This window comes from Mesorhizobium sp. M7A.F.Ca.CA.001.04.2.1 (genome assembly GCF_003998485.1).
GTDB classification, from domain to species: Bacteria; Pseudomonadota; Alphaproteobacteria; order Rhizobiales; family Rhizobiaceae; genus Mesorhizobium; species Mesorhizobium ciceri.
The window spans coordinates 1-18,037 of sequence record NZ_RZQT01000125.1; the positions used below are offsets into that span (position 1 = coordinate 1).

Genomic DNA, 18,037 nt, shown 5'->3' on the forward strand with positions numbered 1-18,037 from the left:
GCCCTGCGGTACGAATGCGATGCCCGACCGGGCGCGGTCATACGCCGCGCTCCGGTCGAGCGCCTTCCCCTCGAAGGCAACGCTTCCGCTCGTCAGCCGGTGGTGGCCGACGATCGATCTCATCAAACTGGTCTTGCCGACGCCGTTGCGGCCGAGCACGCAGGTGATCTTGCCGGCGCCCGCCTTCAGCGATACGCCGCGCAGCGCCTGGGCGGCGCCGTAGTGCAGCGTGGCATTGGAAACTTCGAGCATGTCAGCGCCGTCTCCAGAACCTGAGAAACGATAGATCGAAGTGATGGAACTGAACCCGCCAGACCATGCTCATCTCCCCAGATAGACTTCGACGACACGCTCGTCGGCCGACACGAAATCGAGTGTGCCTTCCGAGAGCACCGAGCCTTCATGCAGGCAGGTGACCTTGACGCCGAGCTCGCGCACGAAATACATGTCGTGCTCGACGACGATGACCGAATGGTCGCGGGCGATATCCTTGAGCAGCCGCGCGGTTTCCTCGGTCTCGGCATCGGTCATGCCGGCGACCGGCTCGTCAACCAGAAGCAGTTTCGGGTCCTGCGCCAAGAGCATGCCGATCTCCAGCCACTGCTTTTGCCCATGGCTGAGATTGGCCGCCAGTTCGTCACGCTTGTCGCCAAGCCGGATGATGCCGAGGATGTCATCGATCTGCCGCGTCTCGGCGGCCGAGCGGCGGTGAAACAGCGCCGGGAAGATCGAGCGAGGACCCTTCAGCGCCAGCATCAGGTTTTCCTCGATCGTGTGGCTTTCGAAGACGGTCGGCTTCTGGAATTTACGGCCAATGCCCATCATGGCGATCTCGGCCTCGTCGTGCTTGGTCAGATCGACTTGGCCGTCGAAGAACACTTCGCCCTCGTCGGGCCGCGTCTTGCCGGTGACGATGTCCATCATCGTCGTCTTGCCGGCGCCGTTGGGGCCGATGATGGCGCGCATCTCGCCCTTGTCGAGCACCAGCGACAGATTGTTGATAGCGCGAAAGCCGTCGAAGGAGACCGAGACGCCGTCGAGATAAAGGATCGTGTTCGACTTTGACATGGTCGCTCACTCCGCCGGCTGTGGTTCGGGGTTGCTGGCGGACCAGTCACCTGGCTTTCTTGCTTCACTGCGCACGATTTTCGCCGGCGGCGAGACATCGGCATCGGTGCCGGCTTCCTCGGCAATCGAAGCAGCTCGCAACGCCTTGGCGTTGCCGCGCCAGCTGTCCCACATGCCGATGATGCCCTTGGGCAGCAAAAGCGTGACGGCGACGAACAGTCCACCCAGTGCAAACAGCCAGAACTCCGGCAGTACGCCGGTGAACCAGGATTTTCCGGCATTGACCAGCAACGCACCGATGATCGGCCCGACAATGGTGCCGCGCCCGCCGACAGCCGCCCAGACGACGACTTCAATCGAATTGGCCGGCTCGAATTCACCCGGATTGATGATGCCGACCTGCGGCACGTAGAGCGCGCCGGCTATGCCGGCCATGACGGCCGAGACGGTGAAGGCGAACAGTTTCACGTTCTCCGCCCGCCAGCCGAGAAAGCGCGTGCGGCTCTCGGCATCGCGTACCGCCATCAAGAGCTTGCCGTATTTTGAGCCGACGATCGCCCAGGTGACGAAGACGGCAAGTGCCAGCATCACCGCGCTGGCGGCAAACAGCGCCGAGCGCGTCGCGTCGGCCTGCACGTTGAAGCCCAGAATATCCTTGAAATCGGTCAGGCCGTTGTTGCCGCCGAAACCCATGTCGTTGCGGAAAAAGGCAAGCAGCAGCGCATACGTCATCGCCTGGGTAATGATGGAGAGATAAACGCCGGTGACGCGGCTGCGGAAGGCGAACCAGCCGAAGACGAAAGCCATCAGGCCAGGCACCGCGAGCACCATGAGGCCGGCGAACCAGAAATGGTCGAAGCCATACCAGAACCATGGCAGTTCCTTGTAGTTCAGGAACACCATGAAGTCGGGCAGGACGGGATTGCCATAGACGCCGCGCGAGCCGATCTGACGCATCAGATACATGCCCATTGCATAGCCGCCGAGCGCGAAGAAGGCGCCGTGGCCGAGCGAAAGGATGCCGCAATAGCCCCAGACCAGGTCGAGCGCCAAGGCAAGCAGCGCATAGCAGAGATATTTGCCGGTCAGCGCGACGATGTAGGATGGGATGTAGAAGGCGCTGGTAGGAGACACCGCAAGGTTGAGCAACGGCACGATGACGGCCACCGCCAGCAGGATGGAGATCGTAATGGCGATGCGGCGGTCCGCGCCGGCGGCAAAGAAGCGTCCCGTGATCATGCTTCCACCGCCCTCCCCTTGAGCGCGAACAGGCCGCGCGGGCGTTTCTGGATGAACAGGATGATCAGCACCAGCACGACGATCTTGCCGAGCACCGCGCCCGCATAAGGCTCGAGGAACTTGTTGACGATGCCGAGCGAGAAGGCGCCGACCAGCGTGCCCCACAGATTACCGACGCCGCCGAAGACAACGACCATGAAGCTGTCGATGATGTACCCGCGGCCGAGATTGGGCGAGACGTTGTCGATCTGGCTCAGCGCGACGCCGGCAATGCCGGCAATGCCGGAGCCGAGCGCGAAGGTCAGCGCGTCGACCCACGGCGTCCTGATGCCCATCGAGGCAGCCATGCGCCGGTTGGCGGTGACGGCGCGCATCTGCAGGCCCCAGGGCGTGCGCTTCATCACGTAGAGCAGGATGCCGAAGACAGCGAGCGCGAAAACCAGGATCCACAGGCGGTTCCAGGTGATCGCCAACTGTCCGACATTGAACGAGCCCGACATCCAGGATGGGTTGCCGACCTCCTGGTTGGTCGGCCCGAAGATTGAGCGCACGGCCTGTTGCAGGATCAGCGAGACGCCCCATGTCGCCAGCAGCGTTTCAAGCGGCCGGCCATAGAGGAAGCGGATGACACCGCGCTCGATGATCAGGCCAACCAGGGCCGCGACGAGAAACGCGAGCGGCAGTGCGATGACCAGCGACCAGCCGAACAGGTCCGGGAAGGATGTACGGATCACCTGCTGGACGACGAAGGTCGTGTAGGCGCCGAGCATTACCATCTCGCCATGCGCCATGTTGATGACGCCCATGACGCCGAACGTGATGGCGAGGCCGATTGCCGCCAGCAGCAGCACCGAGCCCAGCGAGATGCCGTACCAGACGTTCTGCCCGGCGTCCCAGAAGGCCAGCGTCGAATTGATGTTGGCGATCGCGGCTGTCGCCGCTTGCCTAACCGCGTCGGTGGAATTCGCCACGACCGAAGTGAGCAGCGAAACAGCATCGCGATCGCCCCGTGCCCCGATAAGCGCGATGGCGGCGAGCTTGTCGGCTTCGGGCCGATCCGAGACAAGAACTGACGCGGCACGGGCCTGTTCGAGCAGAGCCTTGACGCTGGCCACGGCCTCACCGGCGATCGCCGTATCGAGGGGGGCGATATTTGCGGCGTCAGGTGTCTTGAACATGGTGTCGGCGGCGGCGATGCGAACAGCCGGATCCTTGGCGCCGAGCGTCAGCGTGCCCAACGCATCGCGGATGACGCGACGCAGCGTGTTGTTGACCTTGATCTTGGTGATGCCGTCCTTGGCCGCCTCACCCGATGCCTCCCCGCTCAACGGGTCGGAAAGCTGGACGCTCTCGCCCGCTTCCTTGCCGACAAACACCAGGGAATCGGCCTTGCGGACATAGAGGTTGCCGTCGGCAAGTGCCGCAAGCGGCCGCTCCACCGCCGGGTCGCCAGCGGCTGCCAGTTCGTGGACGACGGCTCCGATCTCGGAAAAGCCCTTGGCCGTGGCGAATTTGGCGATGATGCCGCGCAGATCGGTTTCGCCAGCGCCCGATGACGACAGTGTCGCCAGCAGGAACAACAGCATCAAACCCGTGCGGATTAAGGTCATCGGTTTCTGGTAACCCCTGAAGGTTGAAGTGGGCGTCCGGACGGCGGAGGAAGCCGTCCGGACGCGCGCGGTCTGACTGGGTCAGCCCTGGGAGGGATCAGTTCGTGCCCTTGCCGCCGCACTTGCCGGTGGCAACATTAAAGTTGCCGCAGGACAGAGGCGCGCGCCAATCCGAGATCAGGTCCTTGGAATCAGGCAGATAGTCGGACCATTCGTCGCCCATCACCAGGCCCGGCGTGCGCGACACGGTCTCGAACTGGCCGTCGGCCTGGATTTCGCCGATCAGCACCGGCTTGGTGATGTGGTGGTTCGGCATCATCGTCGAATAGCCGCCGGTCAGGTTCGGCACCGACACGCCGATCATGGCGTCGATGACCTTGTCCGGATCGGTGGTGCCGGCCTTCTCGACCGCCTTCACCCACATGTTGAAGCCGATATAATGGGCCTCCATCGGGTCGTTGGTGGTGCGCTTGTCGTTCTTGATGAACTTGTGCCAGTCGGCGATGAACTTCTTGTTCTCGGGCGTATCGATGCTCTCGAAATAGTTCCAGGCGGCGAGATGGCCGACCAGCGGCGCGGTGTCGAGACCTGCAAGCTCTTCCTCGCCGACCGAGAAGGCCATGACCGGAATGTCCTCGGCCTTGATGCCCTGGTTGCCGAGTTCCTTGTAGAACGGCACGTTGGCGTCGCCGTTGACGGTCGAGACGACGGCGGTCTTCTTGCCGGCCGAACCGAACTTCTTGATCGCCGAAACCTCGGTCTGCCAGTCGGAGAAGCCGAACGGCGTGTAATTGACCATGATGTCTTCAGCCGCCACGCCCTTGGCCTTCAGATAGGCCTCGAGAATCTTGTTGGTGGTGCGCGGATAGACGTAGTCGGTGCCTTCCAGCACCCAGCGCTTAACCGAACCGCCGTCCTCGCTCATCAGATAGTCGACCGCCGGGATCGCCTGCTGGTTCGGCGCCGCCCCCGTGTAGAACACGTTGCGCTCGCTCTCCTCGCCCTCATACTGGACCGGATAGAACAGGATGTTGTCGAGTTCGGAGAACACCGGCAGCACCGATTTGCGCGACACCGAGGTCCAGCAGCCGAACACCGCCGCAACCTTGTCCTTGGAGATCAGTTCGCGCGCCTTTTCGGCAAACAGCGGCCAGTTGGAAGCCGGATCGACGACGACCGCCTCGAGCTTCTTGCCGAGCAGGCCGCCCTTGGCGTTCTGCTCGTCGATGAGCATCAGCATGGCGTCCTTCAGTGTCGTCTCCGAAATCGCCATGGTCCCCGAGAGCGAATGGAGAATGCCGACCTTGATCGTGTCGTCGGCGGCCTTGGCCGGAGCCGACATCAACAGGCCGGCGGCGACCGCACCAGCCGAAAACATTTTTGTTATTGTCGAGAAATTACCCCTCATATTACGGACTCCCAAGCTAGTTGATTGCACCGCAACACTACAATGCAACCCCCATGCCAACCGCTCCAGCGATCCTGAAAGGGTGCAAATAGTTCATAGATATCAGCGGCTTGGAATATAGGGGCTTCCAAAACAAAGAGAGCCGGCCAGAAATCGATTGAGGGAAATTTGCGCAGCTTACACAGTTTTTGCCTAATTTTCGCTCATTCTCCCAGACTGCCTAGATTTTGATCTGAATAGCGGCGCCTTGGGCGACCGATGTTGCGGCGCGGTGCAAAAATAGGGCAAGCTCGCTCTTCAAACGAGCGACGTCATGATTTCAGGGATTTCACGCTTTTTCATCGGCATACTGCTTCTGGCCGCAGCAACCGGAGCCGCGCGAGCCGATTTCAGCGATGGCAAGATGCCTGACGGCACCTATCATTGCGAAGTGTACCTGCTTGGCATGTTCCTCAGCCTCGGCGACATCACCATCAAGGGGAACGTCTACAGCGGCCCTGTCTACACCAGCCTCGGCGGCTTCGGCCCCGCTCAGCAAGGGTACAACTACCAAATGGATGCGAACGGCGTGATTTCCTGGCTGGGACCACTGGGCGGCTACACCGCCGGCGGCAACTCGCTGTCGCTGACCCAGGCGACGCTTGACGGCGAAACCGTGCCCTCCTTCGACATCATCATGAAGCAACCCGACGGCGCCTTCACCGCATCGACCTGCACCAAGCAATAAGGCGGCAAGAAAAAGGCGCGGAACCTTGCGGGTTCCGCGCCAGCAGCCCGTCGGGAGGATGTGACTAGATCGTCTTTGCCGACATCTGCGCGGCGATGTAGTCGGCCTGGCGGATCGCCAGCGACACGATCGTCAGGGTCGGGTTTTCGGCGGCCCCGGTGGTGAACTGGCTGCCGTCCGACACGAACAGGTTCTTGATGTCGTGCGCCTGGCCGTGCTTGTTGACGACGCCGTCTTCCGCTTTCTCGCTCATCCGGTTGGTGCCGAGATTGTGAGTCGACGGATAGGGTGGCGTCGGGAAGGTACGGGTGGCGCCGACCGCATCGTAAAGTGCCGTAGCCTGTTTGTAGGCGTGGTTACGCATCGCCGTGTCGTTCGGATGGTCGTCGAAATGCACGTCGGCGATCGGCATGCCGTGCGCGTCCTTCTCGTCTGCATGCAGCGTGATGCGGTTCTCCGCGCGCGGCATGTCCTCACCGACGATCCACAGGCCGGCCATGTGGTCGTAGTGATCGAGTGCGGTGGTGAACGAGCGCCCCCAGGCGCCCGGATCGAGGAATGCGGCCATGAACGGCAGGCCGAGCGACAGCGTCTCGAACTCGTAGCCGCCCACGAACCCACGCGACGGATCATGCCGCGCCTCGTCGCGGATGATGCCGGCCATGGTGGTGCCGCGATACATATGCACCGGCCTGTCGAAGATGGCATAGACCGAGCCGGTGGTGTGGCGCATGTAGTTCTTGCCGACCTGGCCCGACGAGTTGGCAAGCCCATCGGGGAATTTTCCCGACGCCGAATTGAGCAGCAGCCTTGGGCTCTCGATCGAGTTGCCGGCAACCGCGACGATGCGCGCCTTCTGCTCCTGCAGTTTGCCGTCCTTGTCGGCGTAGACGACGCCGGTCACCTTTCCGCTGGCGTCGTGGTTGATCTTGATCGCCATGGCATTCGGCCTGACTTCGAGATGGCCTGTCGCCTCGCCCTTGGGGATCTCGGTGTAGAGCGTCGACCATTTGGCGCCCCATTTACAGCCCTGGAAGCAGAAGCCGGTTTGCTGGCAGGAATTACGATCGTCGCGATCGACCGAGTTGATGGCCATGTTGCCGGTGTGGCATTCCTTGTAGCCGAGCTTGTCGGCGCCGGCCTTCAACACCTTGAAATTGTTGTTGCCCGGCAGCCGCGGCCAGTCATTGGTGCCGGTGACGCCCATCTTGGCCTCGGCCTTGGCGTAGTAGGGCTCCATCTCGGCCAGCGTGATCGGCCAATCGAGCAGGTTGGCGCCTTCCAGTTTGCCATAGGTCGAGAGCGTCTTGAACTCGTGCTCCTGGAAGCGCAGCGAGGCTCCCGCCCAATGCGTGGTCGAACCGCCGACCGACTTGACGATCCAGGCCGGCAGGTTCGGAAAATCCTTTGCCACGCGCCAGTCGCCGGACGTGGTGCGCTTGTCGGTCCAGGCGAGCTGGGCGAACGAACCCCACTCGTCATTGACGAAATCCTCGTATTCGTGGCGCGCGCCGGCTTCCAGGATGACGACGTCGACACCCTTCTGGGCAAGTTCGTTGCCGAGCGTGCCGCCGCCGGCGCCCGAACCGATGATGACGACCACGCCGTCGTTGTTCAGATCAAATGAAGCTGCCATGGTTTCCTCCCATGATTTCTGTTTGCGGGTTCAGGAACGACGGGGCTCAGAGCCACTCGATGTCGTCGAAACCGCGCGCGATGTAGCCGCCCTTGGAATAGGACTCGCCCTCGTAGCCGAAGATCGGCCACACCTCTTTCTGGTTGTAGAGGCCGACCACAAGGCCGCCTCTGATGGCCTGGAAAAACGGCGTCGCCTCGATCTGCTTCAGCATCGCGACCCGCTGGTCCTCCCAGCCAAGGCCGCGATAGCCGCCGCCGCCGGATTTCTTGTCGAGGTCGGCGATGCCATCCTCGAGCATCGCCTTGTAGGCGGCGTCCTTGCCGGCCTGCTCGTCATGACCTTTCACGGCAATGGCGTAGTATTTGTCCGGCACCTGATCGTGCGGATAGATGTCGCGCGCCATCTGGATCAGCGTCGCCATGGTTTCGGGCTTGAGTGCCGATGTCTCGAGCCCCCAGGCATGTTCAGGACTGATGACGGCGCTACCGGAGATGACGAGCAGCGCGCCGATGCCGCCGCGTTTGAGAAGCTCGCGACGTGAAAGCCCGGGCTTCGCGTCATAGATCGTGACCATTTTATTCCTCCCTGCTTGCTATGTGCACTGTTGAGAGTGCGTTTGCTGGCGCCGCACCTGCCGGCGCGACTGCTATGTCTCCTATCGGAAGCGACCTCCGCGCTGCAGAACCTCGATCTTGTAGCCGTCGGGGTCCTCGATGAAGAAAAAGCGGGCGATCAGCGATCCGTCGCGGTTGAACTCGACGATCTTCTTCGGATTCAGGCCAAGCGCACCGAGACGGTCATGTTCGCTGTCGAGGTCGGCGACCGAGACAGCGAAGTGACCGTAGCCGTCGCCGAGCCCGTAAGCTTCCTGCCGATCCTTGTTCACGGTCAGTTCGAGCTCGAACCCTGCCTCGGCATTGCTGAGGTAAAGGAGCGTGAACGTCTCGAAATCCAGCCTGTCGGCGACATTGAGCCCGAAGGCGTTTCTGTAGAAATCGACCGATCGGGCCTCGTCGAGAACCCGGATCATACTGTGGATCGCCTTGGCCAAATTAGTCTCCGCGCTGGTGTGGAGGCGATTATGCGCGGCGCGGACAAAAGGTGGTGGCAGCCGGTTACCACGCCCGCAGCCGCGAACGGGACGAAAGTCCGATTGCCGGACCGGCAATTTTGCCCGAGAATACGTGTGGGGACAGGTCAAGCAGTATCAAACTGGACGCCCGTCCACCCAAGACCAACAATCATGGGAGGTTTGTCGGATGTGCAGGGTGTTTGCGGGCCAGGACCCCGAAGGCTATCGCCAGATCAACCGCTCGATTCGCATCGACGGTCACTCGACCAGCATCCAGCTCGAAGCGACGTTCTGGGCGTTGCTTGACGAGATCGCCGAAAACCAGAACCTGACGACGCCGAAATTCATCTCCAAGCTCTACGACGAAGCCATAGAGATCAACGGCGCCATCCCGAACTTTGCGTCGATGCTGCGCACCACCTGCGCGCTCTATCTGCGCGGCCATCGGCCGGGGATGGATGAGCAGATGGTGCCGAAGCGGCAGGCCGCTCAGCGCATTGCGCTCAGCTGAGTTCTTGCGCGAGCCCGATGAGAAGCCCTCCAGGCCCTCGAATGTAGCAGAGCCGATACACGTCTCTATACTGGACAACTTCGCCTTCGAGCCGCGCACCGCGATTGCGGAGCCTTTCAAGCGTCCCGTCAATGTCGTCCACGGCGAACATGACGCGGAGGTAGCCGAGGGCGTTAACCGGGGCGTTGCGGTGATCCGAGACGACAGGCGGCGTGAGGAAGCGGGACAGTTCGAGCCGGCTGTGGCCGTCCGGCGTCCGCATCATGGCAATCTCGACGCGTTGATCGCCCAGTCCAGTGACACGTCCGGCCCATTCTCCTTCGATCGTGGCCCGCCCTTCGAGCTCAAGGCCGAGCTCGCCAAAGAAACCAATCGTCTCTTCGAGGTCATCGACGACGATTCCTATGTTGTCCATCCGTTTGAGCGCCATGTGTTCAGTCTACAAGGCGTCGTCCAGGTCGTAAACTCATTAGGCTGCTTGCCAGCTGAGCAGGTATGATCAAGGGGTCCGGAACGCCTCGTGATACGTCGCGGTGGCGCCCTGGTGTCGACCACTACCTCGAACGCCAGCCGGTCTGTGGCTGTCCCTGATTCATGCCTGATGGCACGATGCTGTTTCTATCGGTCCAGTATTCGGCCGCGTATGCCAGGACGCTCTGCAAGAGGCGACGCTGCAGCCCAAGCTCCGGGCGAAAACCGGCTTCCAACAGCACAAGCAGACCTGATCGACAGTAGACCAAACCCTCGCTAACGATTTTGTGATGTGGTTGACGAGGTCATTTTCATCTCGCAGTCTATCGGCATTCGATCTGCGGCTTAACCTAACTATCGTTGTCATGAATACTTGGGAATCACTTCCCAAGCGTGCTCTCTTATTTTTGAGATTCCTAATATGAACCGTCGCAACCCTGTCCGAATGAATCGGCGTCTTTTCCTGTCCTCGGTCGCAATGTTTACGGCAACCGCGACATCGGCCGGTTTTGCGCGATCGTTCTCGGGCACTTTGCCCTGGACGCCAATGACATCCGATCCACCGACGCAGGTCGTGGCAGGCGGCTGGCACTTTTTCTCGGCCCAGGAAGCAGCTCTAGTCGAGGCGATCGTCGACCGCATCATTCCGGCCGACGAGCTCAGCATGGGCGGCAAGGAAGCCGGTTGCGCCGTCTATATCGACAGGCAGTTGATGGGGGCGTTCGGTGCGTCGAGCCGGCTTTACACGCAAGGCCCGTTTCTGCCTGGACTGCCCACCCAGGGCTATCAGGGCGAGGCCAATCCGGCGCAGCGTTACCGCACCGGGCTTGCCGCCATCGACGCTTTCCTGAAACAGCGGGACGGCAAGACATTCGTCGAGCTCGCACCGGCCGAACAGGATGCCTTCCTGACGGCTATGGAGGCCGGGAAGGTCGACCTGCCCAATGGCGTCAAGGGGCCGGGTTTCTTCGGGCTTCTGCTGCAGAACACCATGGAGGGGTTCTTTGCCGACCCCGTCTATGGCGGCAACAAGGACATGGTCTCGTGGCGCATGCTTGGTTTTCCAGGCGCCCGCTACGACTACCGCGACCATGTCAGCAAACACAATCAGCCATATCCGCAGCCGCCTGTCTCGATCATCGGGCGCCCCGAATGGCTCGGCAAAGGCGCCTGATCATGACCAAGATACTGCCTCGCAAAGACGTCGTGATCGTCGGCCTCGGCTGGACGGGATCCATTCTGGCCCACGAATTGACCGATCAGGGCCTGGACGTGGTGGCTATAGAACGCGGCCCCTGGCGCGATACGGCAACCGATTTCAACATCGGCTACGCGCAGGATGAGTTGCGCTACAGCATCCGGCGCGACCTCTTCCTGCAGCCCGCCGTGGAAACCATGACGGTGCGCAACGACCCGTCGCAGAAGGCGCTGCCGATGCGCGATTTCGGCTCCTTCCTCCCCGGCAACGGCGTCGGCGGCGCCGGCGTCCACTGGAACGGCCACACCTGGCGGTTCTGGGATTCAGACTTTCAGATAAAGACCAATCTGACCAAGAAATATGGTGCATCGAGAATCGCCGATCTCCAGGTCGAGGACTGGGGCGTGACCGGCGCGGAGATGGAGCCCTATTACGACCAGTTCGAGTATCTGGCAGGCATCTCGGGCAAGGCCGGCAATATCAAGGGGCAGTTGCAGGAAGGCGGCAATCCGTTCGAGGATCCAAGGTCGCGGGATTATCCGAACCCGCCGATGCAGATGACCTACGCGCCAACCCTGTTCGCCGAGGTCGGCCGGTCGATCGGCCTGCATCCCTTCCCGACCCCATCCGCCAACATGTCGCGGGCCTATGTCAACCCGCTCGGCATCGCCATGGGTCAATGCACCTATTGCGGATTCTGCGAACGCTTCGGCTGTGCCAACTATTCGAAGTCGAGCGCCCAGACCACCGTCCTTCCGGTGCTGATGAAGAAGTCCAATTTCGAAGTCCGCACCGACAGCGAGGTACTGCATGTCGATCTGGCTCCCGGAGGCAAGTCGGCGCGCGGCGTGACCTACGTCGATACCTCAGGCGAGGAGTACTTCCAGCCGGCCGATCTGGTGCTGCTGTGCGCCTACGGCCTGCACAATGCCCGGCTGATGATGCTGTCCGGCATCGGCAAGATCTACGACCCCGGCAGCGGCGAAGGAACGGTTGGGCGCAATTACTGCTACCAGACAAACGCCGGCGTGCAGGTGTTCTTCGACGACAAGAACTTCAACCCGTTCATCGCCGCAGGCGCGCTCGGCCAGACGATCGACGATTACAATGGTGACGCATTCGACCACGGCGCGCTGGACTTCGTCGGCGGCGCGGGCATCAACTGCATTCCCACCAACGGGCGCCCGATCGGAACCAGGCCGACCCTGCCCGGCACGCCGAAATGGGGCAGCGCCTGGAAGAAGGCAACGGTCGAGGGCTACAAGAGCACGCTTGGCTACTCGTCCCAGGGAAGCAGCTACGCGACGCGCAACAACTACCTCGACCTCGACCCGACCTACAAGGACCGTTTCGGGCGGCCGCTGATGCGCATGACGTTCGATTTTCCCGACAACGACATCCGCATGTCGAACTATGTCTGCGACCGGATGGAGGAAATCGCCAAGGCGCTCGGCGGCAAGCAGTACGCCGTCAGCCGCCGCAAGAAAGGCTGGGACAGCGTCCCCTACCAGAGCACCCACAATACGGGCGGCGCCATCATGGGAACGGACCCGAAGAAGAGCGCGGTCAACACCTTCCTCCAGAGTTGGGACGTCCCCAACGTCTTTGTCATCGGTGCGTCGGCCTTCCCGCAGAATGCCGGCAAAAATCCGACAGGAACGGTCGGCGCGCTCGCTTTCCGCGCCGCCGATGCCATCCGCAATCAATATCTGCGCAATCCCGGTGCACCCCTGGTGCAGGCATGAACAAGCTCGTTCTCACGCTCGCCATCGGTGCTGCGGCCCTCACTGGCGGCCCGGCATGGAGTGCCGATCAGGCGGACCAGATCATACGTGGACAGTATCAGGCGGTGCTCGGCGACTGTGCAGGCTGTCATACGCGGGCCGAGGGTAAACCGCTGGCCGGCGGCCTGCCGCTCGAAACGCCGTTCGGCGCGCTCGTGCCGCCCAACATAACGCCTGACCGCGAGACGGGCATCGGCAGTTGGTCGGAAGCCGACTTCCGCAGCATGATGAAGTCTGGCATCGGCCACAATGGTGTGCGGCTCTACCCCGCAATGCCCTACCCCGCCTATACCAGGATGAACGATCGGGACATTTCCGACTTGTGGGCCTATCTGACGACGGTTCAACCGGTATCGAACAAGGTCGAAGCCAATCAGCTGCCGTTCCCGTTGAACATCCGGCTGGCGATGCTGGGCTGGAATGCCCTCAACTTCACCGAAGCAAGCTTTCAGCCGGATCCCTCCAAGTCGGCGGAGTGGAATCGCGGCGCTTATATCGTCCAGGGAGCGGGCCATTGCGGCACCTGCCACTCGCCCAAATCTTTCCTTGGCGCCGATAAGGACAGCGAGTTCCTGCAAGGTGCCTCCCTGCAGGGCTGGTTTGCCCCCGACATCACCAACAATGCGCAATCGGGCCTGGGCAAATGGTCGGAAGAGGATCTGGTGAAATACCTCAAGACCGGCGTCAATGCGCATTCGATTGCCTCCGGTCCGATGGCGGAGGCCATCGAGAACTCCACGTCGAAAATGACCGATCCCGATCTCAAGGCGGTTGCAGTCTACCTCAAGAGCCTGGGCTCGGATGTCGACAGCGCCCAACCGGCAAAGCCTGACGCAACACGGATGACCGCGGGCGAGGCAATCTATCGCGACAATTGCTCGGCCTGCCATGGTGGAGATGGTGCCGGGTCAGGCGCGCTTTTCCCTTCCCTTGCCGGCAATTCGATCGTCGCGCAGGGCAGTGCCGAAACACTGGCCCGGCTCGTCCTTGCCGGCAGCCAGGCCGTGCACACGGCCGATGCACCGACGACGCCCGCCATGCCTTCCCTGGCCTGGCGCCTGAAAGACCAGGAGGTCGCCGACGTCTTGACCTATGTGCGCGCCAGTTGGGGCAACGCGGCTCCTGCAGTCTCGTCCGACGATGTCGCCGCCGTACGCAAGGAATTGACCCAGTAGACCCGTACTCTAGCTCTCGGCTGCGACGGCCAGCGCCAGACGGCTCATGTCGGTGAAAAGCGCCTGGCGCTCGGAATAGTCGGTCTGTTCGCCGGTCTCGATGTTGTCCACCACGACACACATCGACAACGCACGTGCTCCGAAATGCTCCGATATGCCATAGAGCGCGCTGGTTTCCATATCCACGGCCAGGGCTCCTTGCGCCCGTGCATCGGCAAAACGGGCACGCCCATCCGGGTGATAGAAGATGTCGCTGCAGACCGTCAGGCCGACATGATGGTCGATGCCAAATTCTACCGCCTTGGCCCGTGACGATGCGAGGAGCGCCGGGTCCGGGCCAGCCGGTCCATAAAGGCCGAAAACCTGGCCGCTCTGGGCGCTTTCCGCCTGTGCCGATTGCGAGATGACAAGGCTGCGCAGCTTTGCCCTTGCGGTCAGGCTGCCGCAGGTGCCGGTACGGATCAGCGTCCGGGCGCCATAATGGTCCAGCAGTTCATGCGCATAGATCAGAAACGATGAAACGCCGATGCCCGTCGCCTGAATGCTGATGGACTTGCCACGAAACAAGCCGGTGAAGCCAAGCGTGCCGCGTCGGCGATTGATGCAGCGCGGCGCTTCCAGGAACGTTTGCGCCATCCATTCGGCGCGCTGCGGGTCGCCCGGCAACAACACCGTGTCGGCATAGTCGTCCTTGTCCGCTTCGTTGTGCGGCGTCACCGGTTACTCCCATAAGCCTTCCTGCCGTTCACCCCTCAATCATGGCGTTGTCACGGCGTTGCGCAAGGAGGAACATGGGGAAGGCTCTAGGACTCCAGCACGTCCTTGACGATCGTGGCCAGTTGCTTGAGCGAAAACGGCTTGGGCAGGAAGCCGAAATGCGCATCTGCCGGCAGGTTTCTGGCGAATGCGTCCTCGGCATAGCCGGACACGAAGACGAACTTGATGTCGGGCTGGCGCTTGCGCAATTCGCCGAGCAGCGTCGGCCCGTCCATTTCCGGCATCACCACGTCGGAAACGACGATATCGACCTTGCCGCCCAGCGCCTCGAACACTTCCAGCGCCTCGACGCCCGACGATGCCTCGTGCACGGTGTAGCCGCGCGAGGTCAGCGCCCGCATGCCGCCCATGCGCACGGCATCCTCGTCCTCGACGAGCAGCACCGTGGCCGAGCCCGACAGATCCTTGGCCGGATCGGCGACCTTTGCCGGCGCCGCCGGCGCATCGCCGGGCTCGCCTGCTTTTTTCGCTTCGGCGATGTGACGCGGCAGGAAAATGCGGAAAGTCGAGCCTTTGCCGACTTCGGAATCGCAGAAGATGAAGCCGCCGGTCTGCTTGATGATGCCGTAGACCATCGACAGGCCAAGGCCGGTGCCTTTGCCGACTTCCTTGGTGGTGAAAAAGGGCTCGAATATCTTCTTCAGCACGTCGGGCGCGATGCCGCTGCCGGTGTCCTCGACTTCGACCACGACATAGTCCGCCGGGGCGAGTTCGCGGTAGGAAAAGGCCTTGCACTCCTCGGCGGTCACATTGCGGGTGCGCACGGTCAGATCGCCGCCCGCCGGCATAGCATCGCGCGCGTTGACCGCAAGGTTCACCACCACCTGTTCGAACTGCCCGATATCGACCTTGACCGGCCACAGGTCGCGGCCATGGTCGACCTTCAGCTTGATGTCGTTGCCGACAAGGCGGGCCAGCAGCATCCTGAGATCGGCGAGCACGTCGGTCAGGTTGAGCACTTCCGGCCGCAATGTCTGCTTGCGCGAGAAGGCCAGAAGCTGCCGCACCAGCGAAGCCGCCCGGTTGGCATTCTGCTTGATGTTCATGATGTCTGGGAAGGACGGGTCCGACGGGCGGTGATTGGTCAACAAAAGGTCGGACGCCATGATGATGGCGGTCAGCACATTGTTGAAATCATGCGCGATGCCGCCGGCAAGCTGGCCGACTGCCTGCATCTTCTGGCTTTGCGCCATCTGCCCTTCCAGCGCCTTCTGCTCCGTTGTCTCGACGGCGTAGACGATGGCCGACTCCTCGGCGCCCTCGCCGCCGGTGCCGTCAGCGACGGCGTTGACGTAGAAGCGGATGTGCCGTTCGTCGTTGCCGGGCAGAAGCGTGTCGATCGGCTCGATGTCGGCCTGCCGCTGCTGCGCTTTCTCGAAGGCAGCCGCGAAGGCCGGCCGGTCGCGTTCGTGGATTACCGTGTCGAGCCGCACGCGACGGTCGACGGCGTCGCGATCGACCACAGACGAAAACAACGACAAAAACGGCGCATTGGTGCGCAGGATGCGTCCGTTGTGGTCGACGCCGGCGATTGCCATCGGTGTCGAGTTGAAGAAGCGGGTGAAGCGCACTTCCGAAGCCCGCAAGTCGGCAGAGGCATCCTCGCCTTGCGTGCGGTTGAGCACGATCGTGCGTGTCGGCCCATTCAATCCTTCGCGGCTGGCCGAAACGCGGTGCATGAAGCGCACCGGCAGCGCTTCGCCCGTCATGGTCGTCAAATCGAGATCGATCACCGCGTTGCGTGTGGTGCCGGGGTCGGCCTTGACCGAGCGGACCAGCGCCATGCCGTCGCCGGCCACGATCTCCGACAGAGACACGGCGCCGGGCGTGAAGCTGGTGAGGTCGATGCCCAGCCATTCGGCGAGCGTGGCGTTTATGTAGGTGACGCGGCCCTCCTGGTCGGCCGAAAAGAAGCCGGCCGGCGCGTGGTCGAGGTGATCGATCGCCTTCTGCAGATCGAGGAAGAAGCGTTCCTGCTCGGCCCGCTCCTGCGAGATATCGGCAAGCTGCCAGGCCAGCATCGGCAGCCGCTGGCCCGGAACGCTGAAGGCGCGGGCGCGCGCGCGGTACCAGCGGGCGCCCGGCTCGGCACCGGGCCGAATGGACTGTGCGAGCCTAAACTCGCCGTCGCCCGGCTGGCCGTCGCGAAGGCCGGACGCCAGGCGATAGATCGTCACCGATGCTTCGGGGACATCCGAGAGCAATCCCTCGACGGTCTTCAGGTCGGCAGCGGACGATGCTCCGGTCATATCCGCATAGGCGCGGTTGGCGTAGACGACGCGGCCCTTGGTGTCGGTGACGAGAAGCCCCTGCGACATCGAATCGACGAAGGATTTCGACAGTTCGTCGCCTGTCGAGCGTGGCGTGACCTGCACGAAGCCGATCGCCGTCGCGAACAGGAAGCCGACGCCGATCATCGCCAGCACGCCGAGCATGCCGAGCAGGAAAGGATCGCCGAGGCGCTCGCGGAAAAGACCGAAGACGATCGCGGCCCCCGTCAGAACGACGATGAAAATGATAAGCCGGGTAACCGCGCCCGGTCGCGTATTCTGGTCGACGATCGGTACCGGATAGAAATCGCCGCGCGCTTCCTTGGCCATGTGCCCCCTGCTCGTGAATTCCGGTGTTCCGACACCCGCCCCGTACCGGGTTGAATCACATTCTCCTAGTCCGGAAAAGGCCTGGGCGGCAAATGTCGGATAAAAATGATGTCTTCCGGCCTTCGGAGTTTTTCAAGCTGTTCAACAGCGTGAAACGCAACTTGCGGTGGCCCGCTGCAACGGTCTAGTGTCTTATCACTTCCAAGGGGCGATCAGGGGAAACCAATGCAATGGCTCGATAGCGTGGCAGGTCCCGGTTATGCCGCAGCATTGTTGTGGACGTTTGCAGCGCTCGTCCTGCTGGTCATCGTTCTCGTCATCGTCAAGCTGGTGCGCAACCTGACATTCGGAACCTTCGTCGCCGGCGGCCGGAACCGCAAGACGCGACTGGCCGTCATGGATGCCACCGCCGTCGACAGCCATCGCAGGTTGGTGCTGATACGCCGCGACGACATCGAACATCTGCTTCTGATCGGCGGTCCGACCGACGTCGTCGTCGAGCGCGATATCCGGCTTTCGGCGCCGCGCCGGCCGGCATTGACTGGAGATGGCGGCTTGCAGCCGGTTCCGGCCGCCGCTCCGACAAGGCCGCGTCCGCCGCAACCCGCTCCGCCGCCGCTGAGACAGGCACCCGCTCCACAGCCGGTGAATACGACGCCGCCCGCCCGCCCCCGTCCGACAGCGCCGCCGGCACCTGCACCGAAGCCGGCAACGCAAAGCTATCAGCCGACCAATGTCACGCCGTTGCCCGCCTACGG

The 18,037-nt window shown here is 62.4% G+C and carries 17 protein-coding genes; 6 read left to right on the plus strand and 11 right to left on the minus strand.

The features are described from left to right. The 5 genes from EN955_RS27760 to urtA form a co-directional block, all read right to left on the minus strand. Positions 1-252, minus strand: a 252-nt coding sequence (locus EN955_RS27760) for an ATP-binding cassette domain-containing protein (RefSeq protein ID WP_127223486.1), incomplete at its 3' end; no start/stop codon positions are given. 69 nt (positions 253-321) lie between these two features. Next, on the minus strand, positions 322-1,068 hold the full coding sequence (gene urtD, locus EN955_RS27765) for an urea ABC transporter ATP-binding protein UrtD (protein ID WP_024503518.1): 747 nt from the start codon (positions 1,066-1,068) through the stop codon (positions 322-324). A gap of 6 nt (positions 1,069-1,074) precedes the next feature. Beyond that, positions 1,075-2,307 carry an urea ABC transporter permease subunit UrtC gene (gene urtC, locus EN955_RS27770; RefSeq protein ID WP_024503519.1) on the minus strand — a complete coding sequence of 411 codons (1,233 nt, stop codon included), beginning with the start codon at positions 2,305-2,307 and terminating at the stop codon, positions 1,075-1,077. After that, a complete protein-coding gene (gene urtB / locus EN955_RS27775) occupies positions 2,304-3,917 on the minus strand; it encodes an urea ABC transporter permease subunit UrtB (protein ID WP_024503520.1) in 1,614 nt (537 codons plus the stop codon). The genes urtC and urtB overlap by 4 nt, the downstream gene beginning before the upstream one ends. A 97-nt stretch (positions 3,918-4,014) precedes the next feature. After that, entirely contained in the window at positions 4,015-5,325 is a 1,311-nt protein-coding gene (gene urtA / locus EN955_RS27780; RefSeq protein WP_013531849.1) for an urea ABC transporter substrate-binding protein, read from the minus strand. A 313-nt stretch (positions 5,326-5,638) separates the two neighbouring features. On the opposite strand from urtA, the gene EN955_RS27785 reads away from it, so the two are divergent. After that, positions 5,639-6,052, plus strand: coding sequence for a hypothetical protein (locus EN955_RS27785; RefSeq protein WP_024503521.1), 414 nt, complete (start codon positions 5,639-5,641; stop codon positions 6,050-6,052). 64 nt (positions 6,053-6,116) lie between these two features. Here the strand turns inward: EN955_RS27785 and EN955_RS27790 are convergent, their stop codons facing one another. The 3 genes from EN955_RS27790 to EN955_RS27800 all read right to left on the minus strand — a co-directional run bounded on the left by EN955_RS27790 (position 6,117) and on the right by EN955_RS27800 (position 8,742). Then, positions 6,117-7,688: a GMC family oxidoreductase gene (locus tag EN955_RS27790; protein WP_013531851.1), complete on the minus strand. Its 1,572-nt coding sequence runs from the start codon at positions 7,686-7,688 to the stop codon at positions 6,117-6,119. A 46-nt stretch (positions 7,689-7,734) separates the two neighbouring features. Continuing rightward, complete coding sequence (locus tag EN955_RS27795) at positions 7,735-8,265, minus strand: hypothetical protein (protein WP_024503522.1); 531 nt, start codon at positions 8,263-8,265, stop codon at positions 7,735-7,737. An 81-nt stretch (positions 8,266-8,346) separates the two neighbouring features. Beyond that, entirely contained in the window at positions 8,347-8,742 is a 396-nt protein-coding gene (locus tag EN955_RS27800) for a VOC family protein (RefSeq protein ID WP_024503523.1), read from the minus strand. A 208-nt stretch (positions 8,743-8,950) separates the two neighbouring features. Here EN955_RS27800 and EN955_RS27805 point away from each other — a divergent pair, with 208 nt between their 5' ends. Continuing rightward, on the plus strand, positions 8,951-9,274 hold the full coding sequence (locus tag EN955_RS27805; protein WP_024503524.1) for a ribbon-helix-helix domain-containing protein: 324 nt from the start codon (positions 8,951-8,953) through the stop codon (positions 9,272-9,274). Here EN955_RS27805 and EN955_RS27810 read toward each other — a convergent pair. Further along, the gene (locus EN955_RS27810; protein WP_024503525.1) at positions 9,267-9,704 is read right to left on the minus strand and encodes a VOC family protein; all 438 of its coding nucleotides are present in this window, start codon (positions 9,702-9,704) and stop codon (positions 9,267-9,269) included. The two genes, EN955_RS27805 and EN955_RS27810, sit on opposite strands and share 8 nt — an antisense overlap. A gap of 588 nt (positions 9,705-10,292) precedes the next feature. Here EN955_RS27810 and EN955_RS27815 point away from each other — a divergent pair. Genes EN955_RS27815 through EN955_RS27825 form a run of 3 tightly spaced genes read left to right on the plus strand, consistent with a single transcriptional unit; the run spans position 10,293 to position 13,902 of the window. After that, positions 10,293-10,919, plus strand: a complete 627-nt coding sequence (locus EN955_RS27815; RefSeq protein ID WP_244514297.1) for a gluconate 2-dehydrogenase subunit 3 family protein — start codon at positions 10,293-10,295, stop codon at positions 10,917-10,919. A gap of 2 nt (positions 10,920-10,921) precedes the next feature. Beyond that, a complete protein-coding gene (locus tag EN955_RS27820) occupies positions 10,922-12,688 on the plus strand; it encodes a GMC family oxidoreductase (RefSeq protein WP_024503527.1) in 1,767 nt (588 codons plus the stop codon). After that, positions 12,685-13,902, plus strand: coding sequence for a cytochrome c (locus tag EN955_RS27825; RefSeq protein ID WP_024503528.1), 1,218 nt, complete (start codon positions 12,685-12,687; stop codon positions 13,900-13,902). The genes EN955_RS27820 and EN955_RS27825 overlap by 4 nt, the downstream gene beginning before the upstream one ends. Before the next feature lie 9 nt (positions 13,903-13,911). On the opposite strand, the gene EN955_RS27830 is transcribed toward EN955_RS27825, so the two are convergent. Beyond that, a complete protein-coding gene (locus EN955_RS27830) occupies positions 13,912-14,619 on the minus strand; it encodes a DeoD-type purine-nucleoside phosphorylase (protein ID WP_024503529.1) in 708 nt (235 codons plus the stop codon). Between the two features lie 86 nt (positions 14,620-14,705). Next, positions 14,706-17,279 (minus strand): ATP-binding protein, encoded by a 2,574-nt coding sequence (locus EN955_RS27835; RefSeq protein WP_024503530.1) that lies wholly within the window; start codon positions 17,277-17,279, stop codon positions 14,706-14,708. A gap of 225 nt (positions 17,280-17,504) precedes the next feature. Here EN955_RS27835 and EN955_RS27840 point away from each other — a divergent pair. Then, positions 17,505-18,037, plus strand: a 533-nt coding sequence (locus EN955_RS27840; RefSeq protein ID WP_127223487.1) for a flagellar biosynthetic protein FliO, incomplete at its 3' end; no start/stop codon positions are given.